This is a genomic window from Pseudomonas hormoni (assembly GCF_018502625.1).
Taxonomy (GTDB): domain Bacteria; phylum Pseudomonadota; class Gammaproteobacteria; order Pseudomonadales; family Pseudomonadaceae; genus Aquipseudomonas; species Aquipseudomonas hormoni.
Genome location: NZ_CP075566.1, coordinates 1611200 through 1626063, shown reverse-complemented (window position 1 = coordinate 1626063; position 14864 = coordinate 1611200). Strand labels below are relative to the sequence as shown.

The 14864-nt window shown below is 62.3% G+C and carries 17 protein-coding genes; all 17 read right to left on the bottom strand.

Annotated features, from left to right (window positions below):
* Positions 1 to 15: 15 nt before the first annotated feature.
* The 17 genes from KJF94_RS07675 to KJF94_RS07595 all read right to left on the bottom strand — a co-directional run bounded on the left by KJF94_RS07675 (position 16) and on the right by KJF94_RS07595 (position 14859).
* Positions 16 to 447, bottom strand: coding sequence for a curli assembly protein CsgF (locus KJF94_RS07675; protein WP_145317596.1), 432 nt, complete (start codon positions 445 to 447; stop codon positions 16 to 18).
* Entirely contained in the window at positions 444 to 833 is a 390-nt protein-coding gene (gene csgE, locus KJF94_RS07670; protein ID WP_214382344.1) for a curli production assembly/transport protein CsgE, read from the bottom strand. The genes KJF94_RS07675 and csgE overlap by 4 nt, the downstream gene beginning before the upstream one ends.
* Entirely contained in the window at positions 830 to 1348 is a 519-nt protein-coding gene (locus tag KJF94_RS07665; protein WP_214382342.1) for a type II secretion system GspH family protein, read from the bottom strand. Before KJF94_RS07665 ends, csgE begins: the two co-directional genes overlap by 4 nt.
* Before the next feature lie 121 nt (positions 1349 to 1469).
* Positions 1470 to 1844, bottom strand: a complete 375-nt coding sequence (locus tag KJF94_RS07660; RefSeq protein WP_214382340.1) for a type II secretion system protein — start codon at positions 1842 to 1844, stop codon at positions 1470 to 1472.
* 4 nt (positions 1845 to 1848) lie between these two features.
* Positions 1849 to 2322 carry a type II secretion system protein gene (locus KJF94_RS07655; RefSeq protein ID WP_214382339.1) on the bottom strand — a complete coding sequence of 158 codons (474 nt, stop codon included), beginning with the start codon at positions 2320 to 2322 and terminating at the stop codon, positions 1849 to 1851.
* 2 nt (positions 2323 to 2324) lie between these two features.
* Positions 2325 to 4163 carry a secretin N-terminal domain-containing protein gene (locus KJF94_RS07650; RefSeq protein ID WP_214382337.1) on the bottom strand — a complete coding sequence of 613 codons (1839 nt, stop codon included), beginning with the start codon at positions 4161 to 4163 and terminating at the stop codon, positions 2325 to 2327.
* Positions 4160 to 4678: a hypothetical protein gene (locus KJF94_RS07645; RefSeq protein WP_214384773.1), complete on the bottom strand. Its 519-nt coding sequence runs from the start codon at positions 4676 to 4678 to the stop codon at positions 4160 to 4162. The genes KJF94_RS07650 and KJF94_RS07645 overlap by 4 nt, the downstream gene beginning before the upstream one ends.
* A complete protein-coding gene (locus KJF94_RS07640; RefSeq protein ID WP_214382335.1) occupies positions 4678 to 5226 on the bottom strand; it encodes a GspMb/PilO family protein in 549 nt (182 codons plus the stop codon). Before KJF94_RS07640 ends, KJF94_RS07645 begins: the two co-directional genes overlap by 1 nt.
* Entirely contained in the window at positions 5213 to 5758 is a 546-nt protein-coding gene (locus tag KJF94_RS07635; protein WP_214382333.1) for a PilN domain-containing protein, read from the bottom strand. The genes KJF94_RS07640 and KJF94_RS07635 overlap by 14 nt, the downstream gene beginning before the upstream one ends.
* Position 5759: 1 nt before the next feature.
* Positions 5760 to 6563, bottom strand: coding sequence for a hypothetical protein (locus tag KJF94_RS07630; protein ID WP_214382331.1), 804 nt, complete (start codon positions 6561 to 6563; stop codon positions 5760 to 5762).
* Positions 6544 to 8250 carry a GspE/PulE family protein gene (locus KJF94_RS07625; RefSeq protein WP_214382329.1) on the bottom strand — a complete coding sequence of 569 codons (1707 nt, stop codon included), beginning with the start codon at positions 8248 to 8250 and terminating at the stop codon, positions 6544 to 6546. Before KJF94_RS07625 ends, KJF94_RS07630 begins: the two co-directional genes overlap by 20 nt.
* Before the next feature lie 84 nt (positions 8251 to 8334).
* Positions 8335 to 8868 (bottom strand): response regulator, encoded by a 534-nt coding sequence (locus KJF94_RS07620; protein ID WP_214382327.1) that lies wholly within the window; start codon positions 8866 to 8868, stop codon positions 8335 to 8337.
* 222 nt (positions 8869 to 9090) lie between these two features.
* Positions 9091 to 10044, bottom strand: coding sequence for a peptidylprolyl isomerase (locus KJF94_RS07615; protein ID WP_214382325.1), 954 nt, complete (start codon positions 10042 to 10044; stop codon positions 9091 to 9093).
* A 15-nt stretch (positions 10045 to 10059) separates the two neighbouring features.
* The gene (locus KJF94_RS07610; protein WP_214382323.1) at positions 10060 to 11610 is read right to left on the bottom strand and encodes a cytochrome c/ABC transporter substrate-binding protein; all 1551 of its coding nucleotides are present in this window, start codon (positions 11608 to 11610) and stop codon (positions 10060 to 10062) included.
* A 9-nt stretch (positions 11611 to 11619) separates the two neighbouring features.
* Positions 11620 to 12240, bottom strand: a complete 621-nt coding sequence (locus KJF94_RS07605; RefSeq protein ID WP_214382321.1) for an SCO family protein — start codon at positions 12238 to 12240, stop codon at positions 11620 to 11622.
* Positions 12237 to 12893 (bottom strand): SCO family protein, encoded by a 657-nt coding sequence (locus tag KJF94_RS07600; RefSeq protein ID WP_214382319.1) that lies wholly within the window; start codon positions 12891 to 12893, stop codon positions 12237 to 12239. Before KJF94_RS07600 ends, KJF94_RS07605 begins: the two co-directional genes overlap by 4 nt.
* A gap of 13 nt (positions 12894 to 12906) precedes the next feature.
* Complete coding sequence (locus KJF94_RS07595) at positions 12907 to 14859, bottom strand: YncE family protein (RefSeq protein ID WP_214382317.1); 1953 nt, start codon at positions 14857 to 14859, stop codon at positions 12907 to 12909.
* Positions 14860 to 14864 lie beyond the last annotated feature (5 nt).

Genomic DNA, 14864 nt, shown 5'->3' with positions numbered 1-14864 from the left:
CAACCCCAATCCCCGTCAAGGGGCCAGGCCACTCACCTGGATTTCCGAGATTTCACCGGTCGCTCGGTCAGTCACTACGATGGTCAATTGCCCGGAATCGTCGACGACGTTGACGATAAAAGCGTCAGTCGTCAGGCTCCCCGTGTTACCCGCGGAAATGTTGTCCAGCAACTGACCGAGCAACCGCGACTGCAACTGACTGGTGAACCGCTCAAGCGCCGAAGTACCGGCCGCGGCGGTGCGTTTTTTCAAGTCGGGATCGTCGTAGTCGTTCTGGGCCTGGGCGTTGTTGAGCAGCCAGGTCCCGTTCAACGGGTTGCCGCCAAACGACGGATTGATGGGCGTATAGACCAGCTCCGTGGCCTGGACCACACAACTGCCGAGCCCGAACAGGCACAGGCCTGCCCATGAAAGCCCGGGGCGCTGCGAGAACGTTTTTGTTTTCATAACTCGTCCCTCTCAAGGTCCGTTGTGTCCTGCAACATGGCTTCCAGCTTGCGCTGGACGATCTGCCCGCGAACCCAGTCGGCGGCGTCATAGGCCTCGTCCTTGAGTTCCACGGTGTTCGGCGGCAGAAAACGCCGGTAAACCAGACGCTGCTGATATTCCACGGTGACCAGGGCGCCCCAGCGCGCCGAAGGTCGTTCGCGCACCACCAGGTTGAAATCCATCGGGCTGGTGGCGCGCAGGCGTTCACTGAACGAGTAGTAAAAGTCGTGGCCGATGTGCGAGATCGTGTCATCGACGATGAACCCCATCATTTCGTCCTCTTCGCCGGCCGGAGCGGCAGCGGACGTCAGCATCAGGATCACGACCCAACAGAATCTGTTCATGGCTGTAACGCCTGGGGCAATTTCGACTGGCCTTTGGCAGGTCCGGATGTGCCGTCGAGGAAGGCTTTCTCGGCCACGAACTGCCAGTCCTTGTAACTGGCCATGCCGGTGAAGTCCGACCACTGCGTGGGGAAATCCGCCTGCTTCAGCGGCTTGTCCGTGGACGCGCTGTTGAGGCCGGTGATGCGCCCGTCGAAGCCGCGCATCAAGATCCATTCACCGCCGCCAATCGGGTCCGGATACAGCTGCCGGAGATGGTGTTTCGGGTTGGGAAAACGCTCATCCTGCAACAGGTCTTCGAGGGTTTTCGGATACTGCGCCAGCCCTGGCGAACTGCGGTAATAGCTGCGCAATGCCTGGGCGTATTGCGTACCGACCCAGAGCAACTGGCGTTCACGATCCCGGCGCGAAGCGGTCGACCACAACTCGCCTGCACTGGCCAGGCCCATACCCATCAGCATGATCAGGAACAGCACGCCCAGGTAAGTGAAACCGCCCTCACGGGTCCGGCGCATCTCACCCAAGCTTGATAGCGGACTTGTGGCGAGGGAGCTTGCTCCCGCTGGGCTGCGTAGCAGTCCCTCTTTTGGGGCCGCTGCGCGACCCAGCGGGAGCAAGCTCCCTCGCCACAGGTTTTTACCACTCGGAATAAAGGCTGCCATCACGCGCCCTCCCTGTGGCTCCGCTCTTGATATCGGCGACCCCGCCGGGTACGCCGTCCGGCGGCGCGACCATGACCCAGAGATCCTTGCGCTCGGCAATCGGGTCCATCGGCGGGTTGCGCAGGTAGCGCTGCTCCACCAGTTGCTCGATGGAATCGGGATAACGCCCGGTGTCGCCGTAATAGTGATCCAGCGCTTCACGCATCGCCGACAGGCTCTGGCGCAGCGTGGTCTCTTTCGAGGCCTCGAGACTGTTGAAATAGCGCGGCATGGCGATGGTCATCAGGGTCGCGATAATTGCCATGACCACCATCAGTTCCAGCAGGGTAAAACCCTTTTCCCGACGCATAAGCTCACCACTCCCGGTACGCGATACCGTTGAGACCCTTGCCGCGCGCCTTCGAATAAACGTCAAAGACGTCTTCGCCTTCGCGCGGGTTCTGAGCCGTGCTGTCATAGGTGCGCAGCCCCCAGCCGCCTTCGTCGTCGCGCTTGACCTGGGCCAGCGGGTCACGGGGCACGCGGCGCAAAAAATAGAACTTGGCACCCTTGGCGCTGCGCACATCGCGCACACCGTCCACCAGCACTTTGAGGTTCGGCGGATAGCCGCTGCTGTTCAGCGTCTTCTCGATGTAACCGGCGTCGAAGGCGCGTTTGTAGGCGTCGATGGCATCGCGGATCTGGTACAGCGCCGTGCGCAAATCCTGCTCCTTGCCCCGGCGCACCACGGTCTCGGTCAGTGGCGCGGCCATGCCGGCCAGCAAGCCGATCAGGGCCAGCGTCACCACGACTTCAATCAGGGTAAAACCGCGTTGCGAGGCGTTCATGATCAAGGCTTCCCGATCACGACTTGGGTCGTGGTGGCCGCCACCGGCCGGTCGAGGCGTTCGTTCGACATCGACGATTCCATCTGCCGGTCCGGTGCCTGAATGTGCATGCTGGTTTCAGTGCCCGTCGGGAATTCCATGTCCGAGGGGCTCTGGTACGGCAGGTTGCGCACGATCCGTGGCGTGATCGACAACACCAGTTCCGATTTGCTGACGTTGTCCTTGTTGCTGCCGAACAACCGGCCCAGGCCAGGGATGTCGCCAAGACCCGGAATCTTGTTGCCGGTGGCGCCATGGTCGTTGCGCATCAGGCCGGCGAGGATCTGGGTTTCACCATCATGCAGGCGCAGGGTGGTCTGGGCGTTGCGGGTATCGACCTGAACCGGAATCGTGCCCTGACGGGTCGGTTCCAGCGGCGTGGCGTTACTGACTTCCAGGGCGATCTTGATCGCTACTTCGTTGTTCAGGTGCACGGTCGGCTGCACTTCCAGCTTCAGACCGACGTCCAGGTACGTGACGCTTTCAGTGATCACCGGCCCTTGGGTCGACGGCACCGAGGTGGCACTGATGATCGGCACACGCTGACCAATGTGGATGCGCGCCTGCTCGCGGTTACTGACGCGAATCACCGGGCTGGCGAGGGTGTTGATGTCGTTGTCCTGGGCGTTGATCTTGAGCTGGGGCGATGGCGAGATGGTGATCCGGCTAGAGTCGATACCTTTCAGTTGATTGAGCAGCTGCACCGGCGAACCGTCGCTGTTGACCACGCCGAAGGTGTTCGGCCATTGCAGGCCAAGGTCAAGAATCCGCTGGGTGGCGACTTCCATCACCTCCACTTCCAGCACCACTTCCGGGTTTGACTGGTCTTGCGATTGCAGGAGTTTTTCCGCCATGCGGACGGCGTCTTCGGTATCGCGCATGGTCAAGGTGTTGAGGCGTTCATCGACAAACACGTCGCGGGTCTTGAGCATGGTCTTGATCATGTTCAGCGCGGTGTTGGCATCGATGCTGGTCAGGTAGAAGGTGCGCATCACCAGCTCCTGGTAATCCTTGAGCTTTTGCGGGGAGTCCGGGTAGATCAGCAAGGTGTTTTCGTTCACCACTTTCTGGTGCAGCTGGTTCTGTTGCAGCAGCAGTTCCACGGCGTCTTCGATGCGCACGTCACGCACGAAGATCGTGGCTTTCATGTCCGGGCGCAGGTCCTTGTCGAAGATGAAATTCAACCCGGCGACCTGGGACAGCACTTCAAAAATGGTTTTCAGGTTGGCGTCGCGAAACTCCAGGGTCACCGGCCGGTCCAGGCGCGTGCGCAGCTGTGGATACGGGATCACGTTGCGGCTCTGGACCAGGCGGATGCTGCCTTGCAGTTCGAGGGCACCATCATTTTGCGGGTCCAGTTCGAGGATCTGTTTGACCTGGCGATCAGCCGCGTAGATGTCACCACGACGCAGGTCGCCGCGGGCCAACTCGAGTTTTTCGTTCATGCTGCGCAGGTACTCGAGTTGGCGCATCGCATCCTGGGCGCGGCGGTTGTTCGGCTCGATGGTCAGCACCCGGCTGTAGTTCACCCGTGCCGAGGCGAAGTCCCGGTGTGCGCGGTCGGTATCGCCCGCAGTCAGCAATGCAGTAATGGCTTTGGCGTGTGCGGTATTGAGGGCCAGATGCAGTTCGGTGTCGCGAGGGTTTTCCCGCAATCCTTCTTCGATGCGCGCCAGGCCAGCTTCGTATTGTCCCTGCTCGATCAGCTCGGACGCTTCCTTGTTGGCGACCCGTGCGGAACTGCACGCGGCCAGCCCTGCGCAGAGGCAGGCAAGGCTCATCAGCAAACGGCTTCTATTCATGGCGCGCTCCCCACAGACAAGGTCTGGGACACATGCAAAGGCAGGTAGACGAAGCTCAGTTCCACATCGGAAATGGCTTCGATCCGCCAGGTTTCGTCGATCACATCCCCTTTGCGTACGACGTATATTTTTTCGCCGTTCTGCAAAAACACTTGCAGGTCGGAACGGTCATCCAGCCTCCCGACAAACTGGAAAGGCATCGGCGGTGCACTGGGGACTTGCACCACCGGGGTTTCATTGACGGGTTGTTCGATGACGCTGGCGAGGGTCGGCGCCGCTTTCCAGCTGCGGGCGGCGAACAGGTCACCCGCCGGGCTCAAGTCTTTCACCACCGCCGGTTTGCCAGACGCTGGTGCGGCAGGCAGGGCACCACGGGTTTTGCTTTGGGTCGGGGTGGCGACGACGGCCACGCTTGCATCGCCCTCGTCGGCCGGCATGAAGTAATCGGGCAACCAGGCCAGCGCCGCCGCCACGCCGAAGAACCCCACCCACCCCGCTACGCGCTTGGTATTCATCATGACCTCGACAGGTAAAGGGTCATGCGGATCCGCCCGGTCAGGTCGGTGTCGGCGATTTTCTTGCGCTGGAACTCCACATCCTCCACCACCACAGCCGGCAACTGGCCGAGCAAGGCATGCAGGAAGCGCCGCAGTTGCGGGTAGCTGCCGCGCACTGGCAGCAGAATCTGATAACGGGCCAGATGCGTCTTGGGGTCGATGCCCAGGGCATATTCACCCCGTGCCAGGGTGATGTGTTCCTGGGCCGCCAGTGCGTAGATCCTGTCGATGGCCACGGTGGCTTGAGGTTGCGAAGGCAGTTTGCTGCGGAAGTCGTCGAGCTGACGTTGCGGCACCACCGGGGGGGCGACGCTGCCGTCTTCAACCCTGGCCAGGTAGTCGCCGGCTTCGCGGGTCTGCTGGCTGAGCTGTTGCAGCGACTGCCAGTCCGGCATCAGGCCCGCCAGGCCATAGACCGACGCCAGCGCCAGCATCGCCAGCCCCGCCAGACCGGGAATGCCCAGGCCTTGCAGGTATTCGTGGACGATCAATCTAGGGATTCGCATCGCCAATCTCCCAGGTAGCCGACAGGTTGAATTGCACCGGGTGCTCCGGCACGTTGGCGACGATTTCGTGGCTGAGCAGCGACACATCGGACAGCTCGTCGCTGGCCTCGAGGTTGCGGTGGAAGTCGAGCATGGCATCCAGGTCTTTGGCCTCGGCGCTGATCCGCACCTGGCCTTTGCGGGCGTCGGGTGTCAGGGTCAGCAAGGCGATGTTTTCGCGAGGCATGGCTTCAAGCATCGCGAACAGGTTTTCCCAGGGCCGGCGCAGTTGCTGGGAGACCTTGCGCATCTCGGCGAGGTTCTGCGCCTGCTCGCGGATTTGCGCCGGGGTCAGGCTGACTTTGCCACCGGTGTCGCCGGTGAGGACGCGCTGGGTGGTTTGCAGATGACCCTGTTGTTGCGCGGTTTCATCACTGAGGTGCTGCTGAAACAGGACGCAACTCAGAGTCAGCACCACGCCCCCGGCCAGCAGGCTCCAGCCCAACGGGCCTGAGCGGCGGCGCGGCTGAAAGTCGAGGTTCAGGGCGCGCATCTCAGGCCACCGCCCGGGACATGACGTACAGGCAATCGCGTACGGGTGTCCGGCCTTCTTCAAGGGTGCGCAAATGCACGTCGGGTACGTCGGGCTGCACATCGATGCGCGCAGGGGCATGCAGGTAGACGTTCAATGGCCGCTCGCTGGTGGAGGCCTGCAATTGGCTTTCGCGGCCGATCAGTGCGGTCAGTGCGGCGTCGCTGTCGCTGCTGCCCACCGAACGCACCGAAGTCCAGCGGCCTTCCCGTGCCAGCAGCAACACGCTGCGCACCGGTTCAGCGACCACGAACAGGAAGTTGCCGGTATCGAGACTTTTATCGAAGTGGTTGAACGCCGCCATCAGGTACGGCTGCACCGAACGCAAGCGCAGGCCACGGGCGCTGACCAGTGTGCGCAGACGCCCGAGCAATTCCTGCGGCAACGCACAGGCGATCCGGTCGTAGCCCGCCGGCTCTGCCGAGAGCACCAGGCTCCAGGGTTGAGCCGGCGTACCGTAAAGGTCTTCGAAGCACAGCCGGGCAAAGCCGATCAACTCGTCGGGACTGCTGATCTGTTCGCTCCAGGGCACCAGGCAGAAGCGGCTGAAGTGCCCGGAAATCACCACTCTCAACTCGGCACCGGCACGGGTGTGGTCGGACAGCAGATGGTCGAGGGTGTCCAGCGCCACTGCCCAGGCGTGAAAGCCTTCGTCGATAAATCCGACGCTGCCCAGCCACAGGGTTTCGCTGCCACGGCGTTGACCGAGGCCGATACCACTGGCGCCGATGACGGCGACAAAACGATCACGAGACAAAAGTGACACGATTGATCTCCTCGAGCGTGGTCCGCCCCTCTGCAACCAGTTCCAGCGCCGACTCGCGCAGCAGGCGCAAGCCACGTTTGCACGCATGGACCTTGATTTTCGAAATCGGTTGGCGCTCGACGATCATCTGCCGCAGCTCGTCGTCCAGGTGCAGCAGTTCGGCAATCGCCGTGCGCCCGCGATAACCGGTGCCCCGGCAATGGCCGCAACCCTTGCCGTGAACGAAGCGATAGTGATCGACGTTATGCGGATCAAGGCCCGAGGCGCGCAATTCATCGTCAGTCGGGTGACTCGGCGCGCTGCACGTGGTGCAGACCAGGCGGATCAAGCGCTGGGCCAGCACGGCATTGAGCGCGGAGACGAGGCTGTAGGGGTCGATTTCCATCTGGGTGAAACGGCCGATCACGTCGAACACGTTGTTGGCGTGGATGGTGGTGAACACCAGGTGCCCGGTGAGCGCCGATTGCACGGCGATCTGCGCGGTATCGGGGTCGCGGATTTCACCGACCATGATCTTGTCCGGGTCATGGCGCAGGATCGAGCGCAGACCCCGAGCGAAGGTCAGGCCTTTCTTCTCGTTGACCGGAATTTGCAGGACGCCCGGCAACTGGTATTCCACCGGATCTTCAATGGTGATGATCTTGTCCACGCCGTGGTTGATCTCGGTGATCATCGCGTACAGCGTGGTGGTTTTGCCGCTGCCGGTGGGACCGGTCACCAGCACCATGCCGTAGGGTTCGGCGGCCAGCCTGCGCAGTTGGCGCAGGGTTTCGTCTTCAAAGCCCAGCGCTTGCAACTGCACGCCGCAGACCTTGTCCGCCAGGTCCTGCTTGTCGAGCACCCGCAGCACCGCGTCTTCGCCGAAAATGCTCGGCATGATCGAGACCCGGAAGTCGATCTGCCGACCACTGATGCCGATCTTGAAGCGACCGTCCTGAGGCACGCGTTTCTCGCCGATGTCCAGTTCGGCCATGACCTTGACCCGGGAAATCACCTGTTCGGCAAACTCGCTGCCCTGGATCTTGCTGATGTTGTTGAGCACGCCGTCGATGCGGTACTTGATCACCAGACCGCTGCCAGTGGTGCCCAAATGGATATCGCTGGCGTGCATTTTCAAGGCGTCGTACAGGGTCGAGTTGACCAGTTTGACGACGACGCTGGCGTCTTCGCTGATGCTGGTCAGGGACAGGCTTTGCAGGGTATCGATTTCAATGTTGGCGTCCGCCTGGGCGTTGAGCGATTCCACGGCATGGAAGCTCTCTTCGTGGCGCGCCAGATACGCCTTCAGGTCGTCGGCATGCACCAGGTACAGCGGCGCACCGTGCAGACAGTCATCGATCCAGGCCAGGCGCGACGTATCGAAGGGGTCAGCAAACACACCGATGACCGCATCGTCGTGGCGCAGCAGGATGAATTCGCGCTTGAGGCATTGGGCCAGGGTGACCCGGTCGAACACCGGGGTGGCCTTGAACAGGCTGTCGGTGTCGAGCACCGGGTAATGCAGGGTTGCGCCGAGGCGCTGGATGAAGGGCATGGGGGCCAGTTCGCTCAGGACCCCAAGGGCTTCAAGCATACGTTCGCCGGAACTGGCGGCCAGCGATCGTGCCTGGGACAGTTGCTCACTGGAAAAGCGAGACGGTACACATTCCGACTGCGCCGGTTCGACGGCAAGGGATAGACGATCCATGGCTTGCTCTCCAACGCCGGGGGCTTTGAGCCCTGTCGACGCGGCGAGCAATTACGGCGGTCACCGGAACGGCTTGTCGCGCCACTACTCCCCGGTGAGCAATTGTTCGTCGTCCGGTGCCCTGGAGGTCGATGAACTGCGTCGACGATCCGCCAGCACCCAACTGCCATCGTACAACTGCAGCGGGAAACTCTCGGTCTTGCTCTGGCGTCGTTCGACAAAACCTTCGGATCGGCTCATGCCTGCCTTGAGTTCGCGCTCCATTCCCAGAAGGTCACAGACTGCACGGGCCAGCTCCGCCAATGGAAACGGTTTGAACAGGATATGGCTGACTCCCAGTTGCCGGGCCCGCTCACAGACTTCAGCGGTTGGGTGCCCGGTAATCAGCACAAAATGGCACTTCCTGTTCTGGCGGACGGCATCGAGCACCTCAAAACCTTCCATATCGGGCAAGCGGTAATCGAACACCATCACATCGGGTGCAAACTGTTCGGCTTCACCGATACCCGTCGCACCGTCATGTGCAATCCGGACGTCCAGTTCTTGCGCCTGAAGGTAATCCTTGAGGTTTTCGGCAAGAAGCTCTTCGTCTTCGACAACCAGTACTTTGTTTAACAAGGTGGACTCCTTGAAACCGCAGGTCCGAGTTCCGAGCCTGGTGAAGTGCGCGCCTTACTGAGGCTAACGCACACTTCATGCCAGGCTGAGCACCGGCTGATTTACCGCTGCATGTAATTGATATCCATGGAAAAGCCTTTTCGTCCAGGCACCCCTCGCCCCCAAAGGCGGGGAAGCACACGGATTTGCGCTAAAGCTTTCCCCACTATTGGGGGGGAACCTTCAGTCATCGTCAATCCGTTCGATTCGATTGCGCGATCGCAGCTGCGCCAGAACCTGAAGACGAACCTCGGCCTGTTGCTGTCGGGCAAGGTACGCCCGAACCCGTTCAAGTCCCTGTTGCTCTGAGACATCGGCCGTCTCCAAGTGGTTCTGTACAGAGATCAAGTGCCAGCCCAGCGGTGTGCGAACAGGTTCACTCACCGTACCCGGCGCCAGGGCAAAGGCTGCCGTTTCGAAATCGGGCAACATTCGTCCACGAGGAAAATAGCCCAGATCTCCACCTTCGCTCGCGGACGCATCTTCCGAACCGGTCCGGGCCACGCTGGCAAAGTCGGCGCCCTGGCTGATTTTCACTTGCATGTCGACCAAGCGTAGCCGTGCCGCTTCGACTGTGGCGGCATCGGCATCCTGCGGCACCTTGATCAGGATGTGCCGCGCCTGCACGGCTTCGGGCCGGCGCATCTCGGCGCGGTGTTCTTCATAGAAGGCCCGGACCTGTTTTTCGTCCGGCCCGTCGACGGTGGTCAGCTCGGCAAACACCTGCCGGGCCGCGAGCTCACGGCGGGTGTATTCGACAAAACCGGCCTCGTCGAAACCGGCGTCCTCCAGACGACGAGCGAATGTCTCGGCACCGCCAATAGCCTGCCGGGTCTGTTCAACCTGGCTTTGCACCGCGGCATCGTTGATCACCACCCCGCGCCTGACCGCTTCCTGCCACAGCAACTCGCGGTCGATCAACGCGTCCAGCGCCTTCTGGCGCAATTGCTTGTACGCCGTGGGATTGCGAATGCTGCCCAGCGCCCGGCCCTGATCCTCCAGGTACTCGGCGAAGTAACGCTCGAGGCGAAACTCGGAAATTTCCTCGCCATTGACCCGCGCGGCCACCGGGCCGTTGCTGCCAAATGCCACGGGCAGCCACAGGGTCAGCAGGATCAACAGAGTCTTGAGCTTCATGATCGAGACCTCCGGTCAGGGTGTCGCGGTAATGGGCTTGTAAGGCGCGACCAGGTAGAAGCGCTGGTCGGGCAAGTCCACGGTGACGATATGCGCGCCGCTCAGGCCCAGGCGTCGGCCCGGTCCGAAGCTGATGCGCGGAGTCAGCCCGGTATCGAAGTCATGCAGGCCTTCCAGCGCATTGATCAGCTTCTCGCGGCTGGCGTCGCGCCCGGCCTGCTTCATGCCTTCGCTGAGCAGCAGCATCGAACTGAACGCGCCGACCTGCAGCACCGCGTGCTGGCCGCCAAGCCCCTGCTGTTCACGCAGTTGGGTCAGGGCCAGGCGTCCGGCCAGGGTCCAGTCGCTGGGCACGAATGGATAGGACAAGAACACCCGCCGGGAAAAACCGCTGGGCACTTGTAAAAGGTCACCCGCCACCTGATTCGACATGGCGAACAGGTATGGAACCTGCCCCGCCGTCTGCAACCGCTCGGCGAGGTGGCTGAAATCGGCACCGCAGCCCAGGTAAAACACTGAGCGCGAGCCCAGCGGCAGTTCGTCCTGTGCCGAGTCATAGGCCTTCAGGCTGACATTTTTCCAGGCGTGATCTTGCAGGTACTGGCTGAGGGTCTGCGCCGCCAGTCGTTGACCGGGATCTTCGGTATAGGTAATCAGCGTCGGGCCCTGGAGTACGCGCAAACTGGCGGAGGCGTAATCGGCAAGGGCGATAAGTTGTTCGCGCACCCCCGGCATCGGTTCAAAAATCTGCCGACTGCTCTGCGCCGTGCCCTGCAACGAGAGCGGGCCGATCAGCGGAATGCCCGCCTGCTCCAGACGCGAAACCAGTTGCGTGTCGAGTGCCGGTGCCAGTGGCGCGATCAGGGCAAACACCTGCGCCTGATCGATCAACTGATCCAGCGCCCGCTCGGCACTGATACGGTCCGGCCCCGGATCGAGGATCGTCAGGCGCAACTGCCGACCATGAATCCCCCCCGCCTTGTTGATTCGTGCCACGCTGCCGTTGAGCACCGCGGCCACCGTCGCGCCCTCCTCCGCCAACGCGCCCTGACTGGGCAACAGCGTGCCCAGGTGCAGGCTGTCAGGCGTCAGGCCCGGATCGCGCTCATCGGCCAGGCGTTTGAGGTAGGCCGTGAGGTTGCGCTGATCGTTCATCGACAGCACGAACCGCGGCATCGCCGGGTCGAGGTGATTGTTGCCGGGATCGCGCCCCTCCCGGATCGCCCGCGCCAGGGTGCCTTCGGTGTACGCCGGGTAGTTGCGGCCATTGATTTGCCGTTGGCCGTAGGTGCTGGTCAGCCGCGACCAGCTCAGTTCCGGCGGTCGCACCCCGCCCTCGGGCCGGCCCAAACCATCGGTGCCGTGGCAGTTGGCGCACGGCAGGCTGGTGGCCGGCAGCAGCATGCCCGCCGCCCCGACCCGGGCCATGATCGGCTCGCCGCTACTCGACACGCCCTCGCGGTACAACCGTTTGCCGGCGCTTTCGTCAGGGCTCAAGGGCAACGTATCGGCGGCGCAATGAAGACTGCCGATCAGGAGCAGGCCGAGGATCAGGGAGGCTTTCATGGTGCGGTCTCAGCGACCGGCCACGGGCATTGTCAGCAACTGCAAGCGCTGGGCAATGGCGGCGGCCGGGGCATCGGGGCGGATTTTGCTCCAGCGTTTGTTGGCCACGTCACCTACGATCAGCTGTGTTGAATGTTGCTCGGGGGTCGGCACGATCTGGCCGATACGGCCGAGTACAAGGTCCATTTGCGCCTTGTCGCCGGTGAGAAAAAGCCAGTGGGGGCCATCGACGCCCTGCTTCAAGGTGTAAGCCTTGAGTACCGCCGGGGTGTCCCGCAGCGGATCACTGGTAAGGGAGATAAAAGTGATACCGTCCGCCTGGTCCCCCAGCAACTCACGCACTTCCTTGAGCTTGCGGGTGATCAGCGGGCAGGCATCGTTGCAACGGGTGAAAATCACGTTCAGCAGCACCACGCGGTTGTGCAACGCATCGCTGTAGAAACGCAGGGTATCGCCATTCTGGTCCTGCAACGGTGTGTCGGTGAACCAGGTTTTCGCATCCCGCGTACCGGTCGCCGGTTGTGCGGCAGCCATCGCCGGGGCGGGTTCCTCGTGCCCTTCGTGAGCAAATGCCATCGCGCTGAAAATCCAGAAGCACACCGTCAGGGTGATCCAGTCGAGGGCTCTCATGGCTGCTGCTCCATGGCTATGGCGGTGTGCTTGGCGTGGGTGTTGCGCTGGCCGCTGAGTTTTTCCACTTCACGAGTCAGCACGGCGGGGTCGGTGAAACCGTAATAGCGCGTCCAGTGGCGGCTGTTGCCGTCGCCGACGAGAATCAGTGGTTGATGGTTTTTGAAATCACCGCTGAAGGTGCCGAGGCCTTTGAGGGTGGCGTTGATCGATTGCGAGCTGCCGGTCAGCCAGCTCCAGCCCGGACCGTTCTGAAAGGTGCGGGCGTAATCGTTCAGGCGCCTGGCGTCATCGCGCTGCGGGTCGATGCTGATCGACACCAGCTGCACCTCGGTGCCCACCCGTGCACCCAGCTTTTTCTGCACTTTGCCCATGATCGACGACACCACCGGGCACACCGTGGTGCAGTTGGTGTAGATGAAACTCATGACCACGATTTTGTTGGTCACCAGGTCTTTTTCCAGACGCACCGGTTGGCCGTTCTGGTCCATCAGCGTTACGTCGGCGAATTTGACCTGGGTACTTTCCGAGCTGGCGCTTTTGGCCGGCATGTCGTGCCCGGCGTGTTCATCCGCCGAGTGCGCCAGGGCTTGCCCGATACCGGCGGCCAACAGGCAGAACGTCAGCAGTCCACGGTGTGCGAATCGGTTCATGTCGATTTCCTCTTCAGTGGGCATCGCCGGGCAGGACCCGAACGCTGGCAAAAGTCTTGTCGTCGAAACTCGCGCCGAGGGATGCGGCGCGCACGTGCAGATACCAGGCGCCCTGCTTGTCGAGGGTCACTGGCGCTTCATAGATACCGTTGCCCACTTCGAGCGCGGCGACTTCCCGAGCCCGCGACGTCGGGGCGCGGAAGTAGCGCACCTGAACATCCTTCACGCCGCTGCGCTGCGCCTTTTGCTGGCCTTGAACGATGCGAAAGCGCACGGTGTAAGGACGGTCGAGGACCGCTGTGGACTTGTCGAGCATGAACTCGACTTTCGGCACGCCAGGGTGCCGGGTGAGGCTTTTGTCCGGTTCAACCAGCGCGGTGAAGCAATGGATGATATTGGGTTGATTGAGCAGGAACGCCACGTCGAAACGCCCGGCGTCAGGTAGCTTGATCCGCGCACCGAACAGCCCCGGCTCGACTTCGCGCAGGCTGCGATCGATGACCATGGCCGCCCGCGCCACCTGCCCGCGATTGGGGTAGCCGGACATCGGCGCGTTCATGCCTTCGGCGTAAAAATAGGTGGTGTTGTCCACCGGATTGACCACGAACACCGCGTTGTCGTCCCGCGACACCGCGAGGCTCGACGCCAGCGGTAAATCGCCGGCCAGCCGTGGCGCCTGCGGCCCGGCTTCGAAACCCTGGCTGATCGGCGTGCGGCCCTCGCCCAGCGACGACAGGTTGACCATCGTCACCTTGGGCGACGCCAGTCCGCGCACGTAGGCGTAGGCCTTGGTGAACACCACCTGGTAGGGTTCGGCTGACACGTCCAGCTCATGGATCAGCGAATCGGTGGCAGCGTCGATCACGGCAGCCTGGTTCTCCAGCGTGTTGAGCACGATGCCGAAACGACCGTCTGCGCTGAAACCCATCGGGCCCAGGCCCTGTTTGATTTTGATCACACGGCGCACGTCGAGGCTGGCGCCATCGACCACGGTGACGGTGCCGTCCTTGCCGTCAGCGACATACGCCGCCTGGGACAGCGGCGAGTACGCCACCGACAACGGGTTCGAACCGGTCTTGAGTTGCTTGCTGATGGTCAGGCTGGCGATGTCGATGATGCTCAGCGTGCCGTCGTCGCGGTTGCTGACGAAGGCGTAGCGGCTGTCCTTGCTGAAAGCGATTTCGTGATGCCCGCGGCCGGTCGCCAGGTGTTTAAGGGGCTTCAGGCTTTGGCTGTCGATCACCGTGACGCCGGACGCTTCAGCTTTCGCCGCATTGTTGCCGACCCACAGCAGGCGCTCGTCGGGTTGCAAGGCCAGGCGCACCGGCTGGCTGCCGGCGCTGACCGAGTCGATCAGCTTGAATTGCTCGCTGTCGATCACCGCCACTTCGCCGGCGGTGGGCATGGAGATGAACACGCGTTTGTTGTCCTTGCGGGTGACCCAATCCATCGGCGGCTGCTTGATGTCGATGCGCGACAGGGTGCTGGTGATGCCTCCCACCGAGACCGACGGATCGACCACCGAGACACTGGCATCGCGGTTCATCACCAGCAGGAAGTAGCTGTTCAGGTCGAGCAGCGGACGCGCGCCGATGCTCGATTTAAGGAACACCCCAACCCGGGATTTGCAGCTCCGTTCACGGCCCTGGGCCTGATCGGCGGCGACGGTTTCCGGGTCCAGCCAGGCACCGGGATTGACGCCGGAAAGGGGTTGGCCCGACGTGCTGTCACTGACCCGGAAGAGCACGTCGGCAAACTCGCCTTCGCGCAACACGCCGTCCTCGGCCAATGGCCGCAGTTCCAGCTCTACCGACACACCGTCGCGTTCAAGCTTCTGGCTGCTCCAGGTGTCGGGCAGATCCACTTCACTGAGCAGGGTCGCCGGTGTCGTGCGCCAGACGCCGAGCCAGATCAGCGCAATCCCGACAATCAACGCACAACTGGCAATTTTTATTGTTCTGTTCATAACGC

Coding starts and splice junctions, on each gene's coding strand:
- KJF94_RS07675 (WP_145317596.1), bottom strand. CDS start 447: ATGAAAACAAAAACGTTCTCGCAGCGCCCCGGGCTTTCATGGGCAGGC.
- csgE (WP_214382344.1), bottom strand. CDS start 833: ATGAACAGATTCTGTTGGGTCGTGATCCTGATGCTGACGTCCGCTGCC.
- KJF94_RS07665 (WP_214382342.1), bottom strand. CDS start 1,348: ATGCGCCGGACCCGTGAGGGCGGTTTCACTTACCTGGGCGTGCTGTTC.
- KJF94_RS07660 (WP_214382340.1), bottom strand. CDS start 1,844: ATGCGTCGGGAAAAGGGTTTTACCCTGCTGGAACTGATGGTGGTCATG.
- KJF94_RS07655 (WP_214382339.1), bottom strand. CDS start 2,322: ATGAACGCCTCGCAACGCGGTTTTACCCTGATTGAAGTCGTGGTGACG.
- KJF94_RS07650 (WP_214382337.1), bottom strand. CDS start 4,163: ATGAATAGAAGCCGTTTGCTGATGAGCCTTGCCTGCCTCTGCGCAGGG.
- KJF94_RS07645 (WP_214384773.1), bottom strand. CDS start 4,678: ATGAATACCAAGCGCGTAGCGGGGTGGGTGGGGTTCTTCGGCGTGGCG.
- KJF94_RS07640 (WP_214382335.1), bottom strand. CDS start 5,226: ATGCGAATCCCTAGATTGATCGTCCACGAATACCTGCAAGGCCTGGGC.
- KJF94_RS07635 (WP_214382333.1), bottom strand. CDS start 5,758: ATGCGCGCCCTGAACCTCGACTTTCAGCCGCGCCGCCGCTCAGGCCCG.
- KJF94_RS07625 (WP_214382329.1), bottom strand. CDS start 8,250: ATGGATCGTCTATCCCTTGCCGTCGAACCGGCGCAGTCGGAATGTGTA.
- KJF94_RS07615 (WP_214382325.1), bottom strand. CDS start 10,044: ATGAAGCTCAAGACTCTGTTGATCCTGCTGACCCTGTGGCTGCCCGTG.
- KJF94_RS07610 (WP_214382323.1), bottom strand. CDS start 11,610: ATGAAAGCCTCCCTGATCCTCGGCCTGCTCCTGATCGGCAGTCTTCAT.
- KJF94_RS07605 (WP_214382321.1), bottom strand. CDS start 12,240: ATGAGAGCCCTCGACTGGATCACCCTGACGGTGTGCTTCTGGATTTTC.
- KJF94_RS07600 (WP_214382319.1), bottom strand. CDS start 12,893: ATGAACCGATTCGCACACCGTGGACTGCTGACGTTCTGCCTGTTGGCC.
- KJF94_RS07595 (WP_214382317.1), bottom strand. CDS start 14,859: ATGAACAGAACAATAAAAATTGCCAGTTGTGCGTTGATTGTCGGGATT.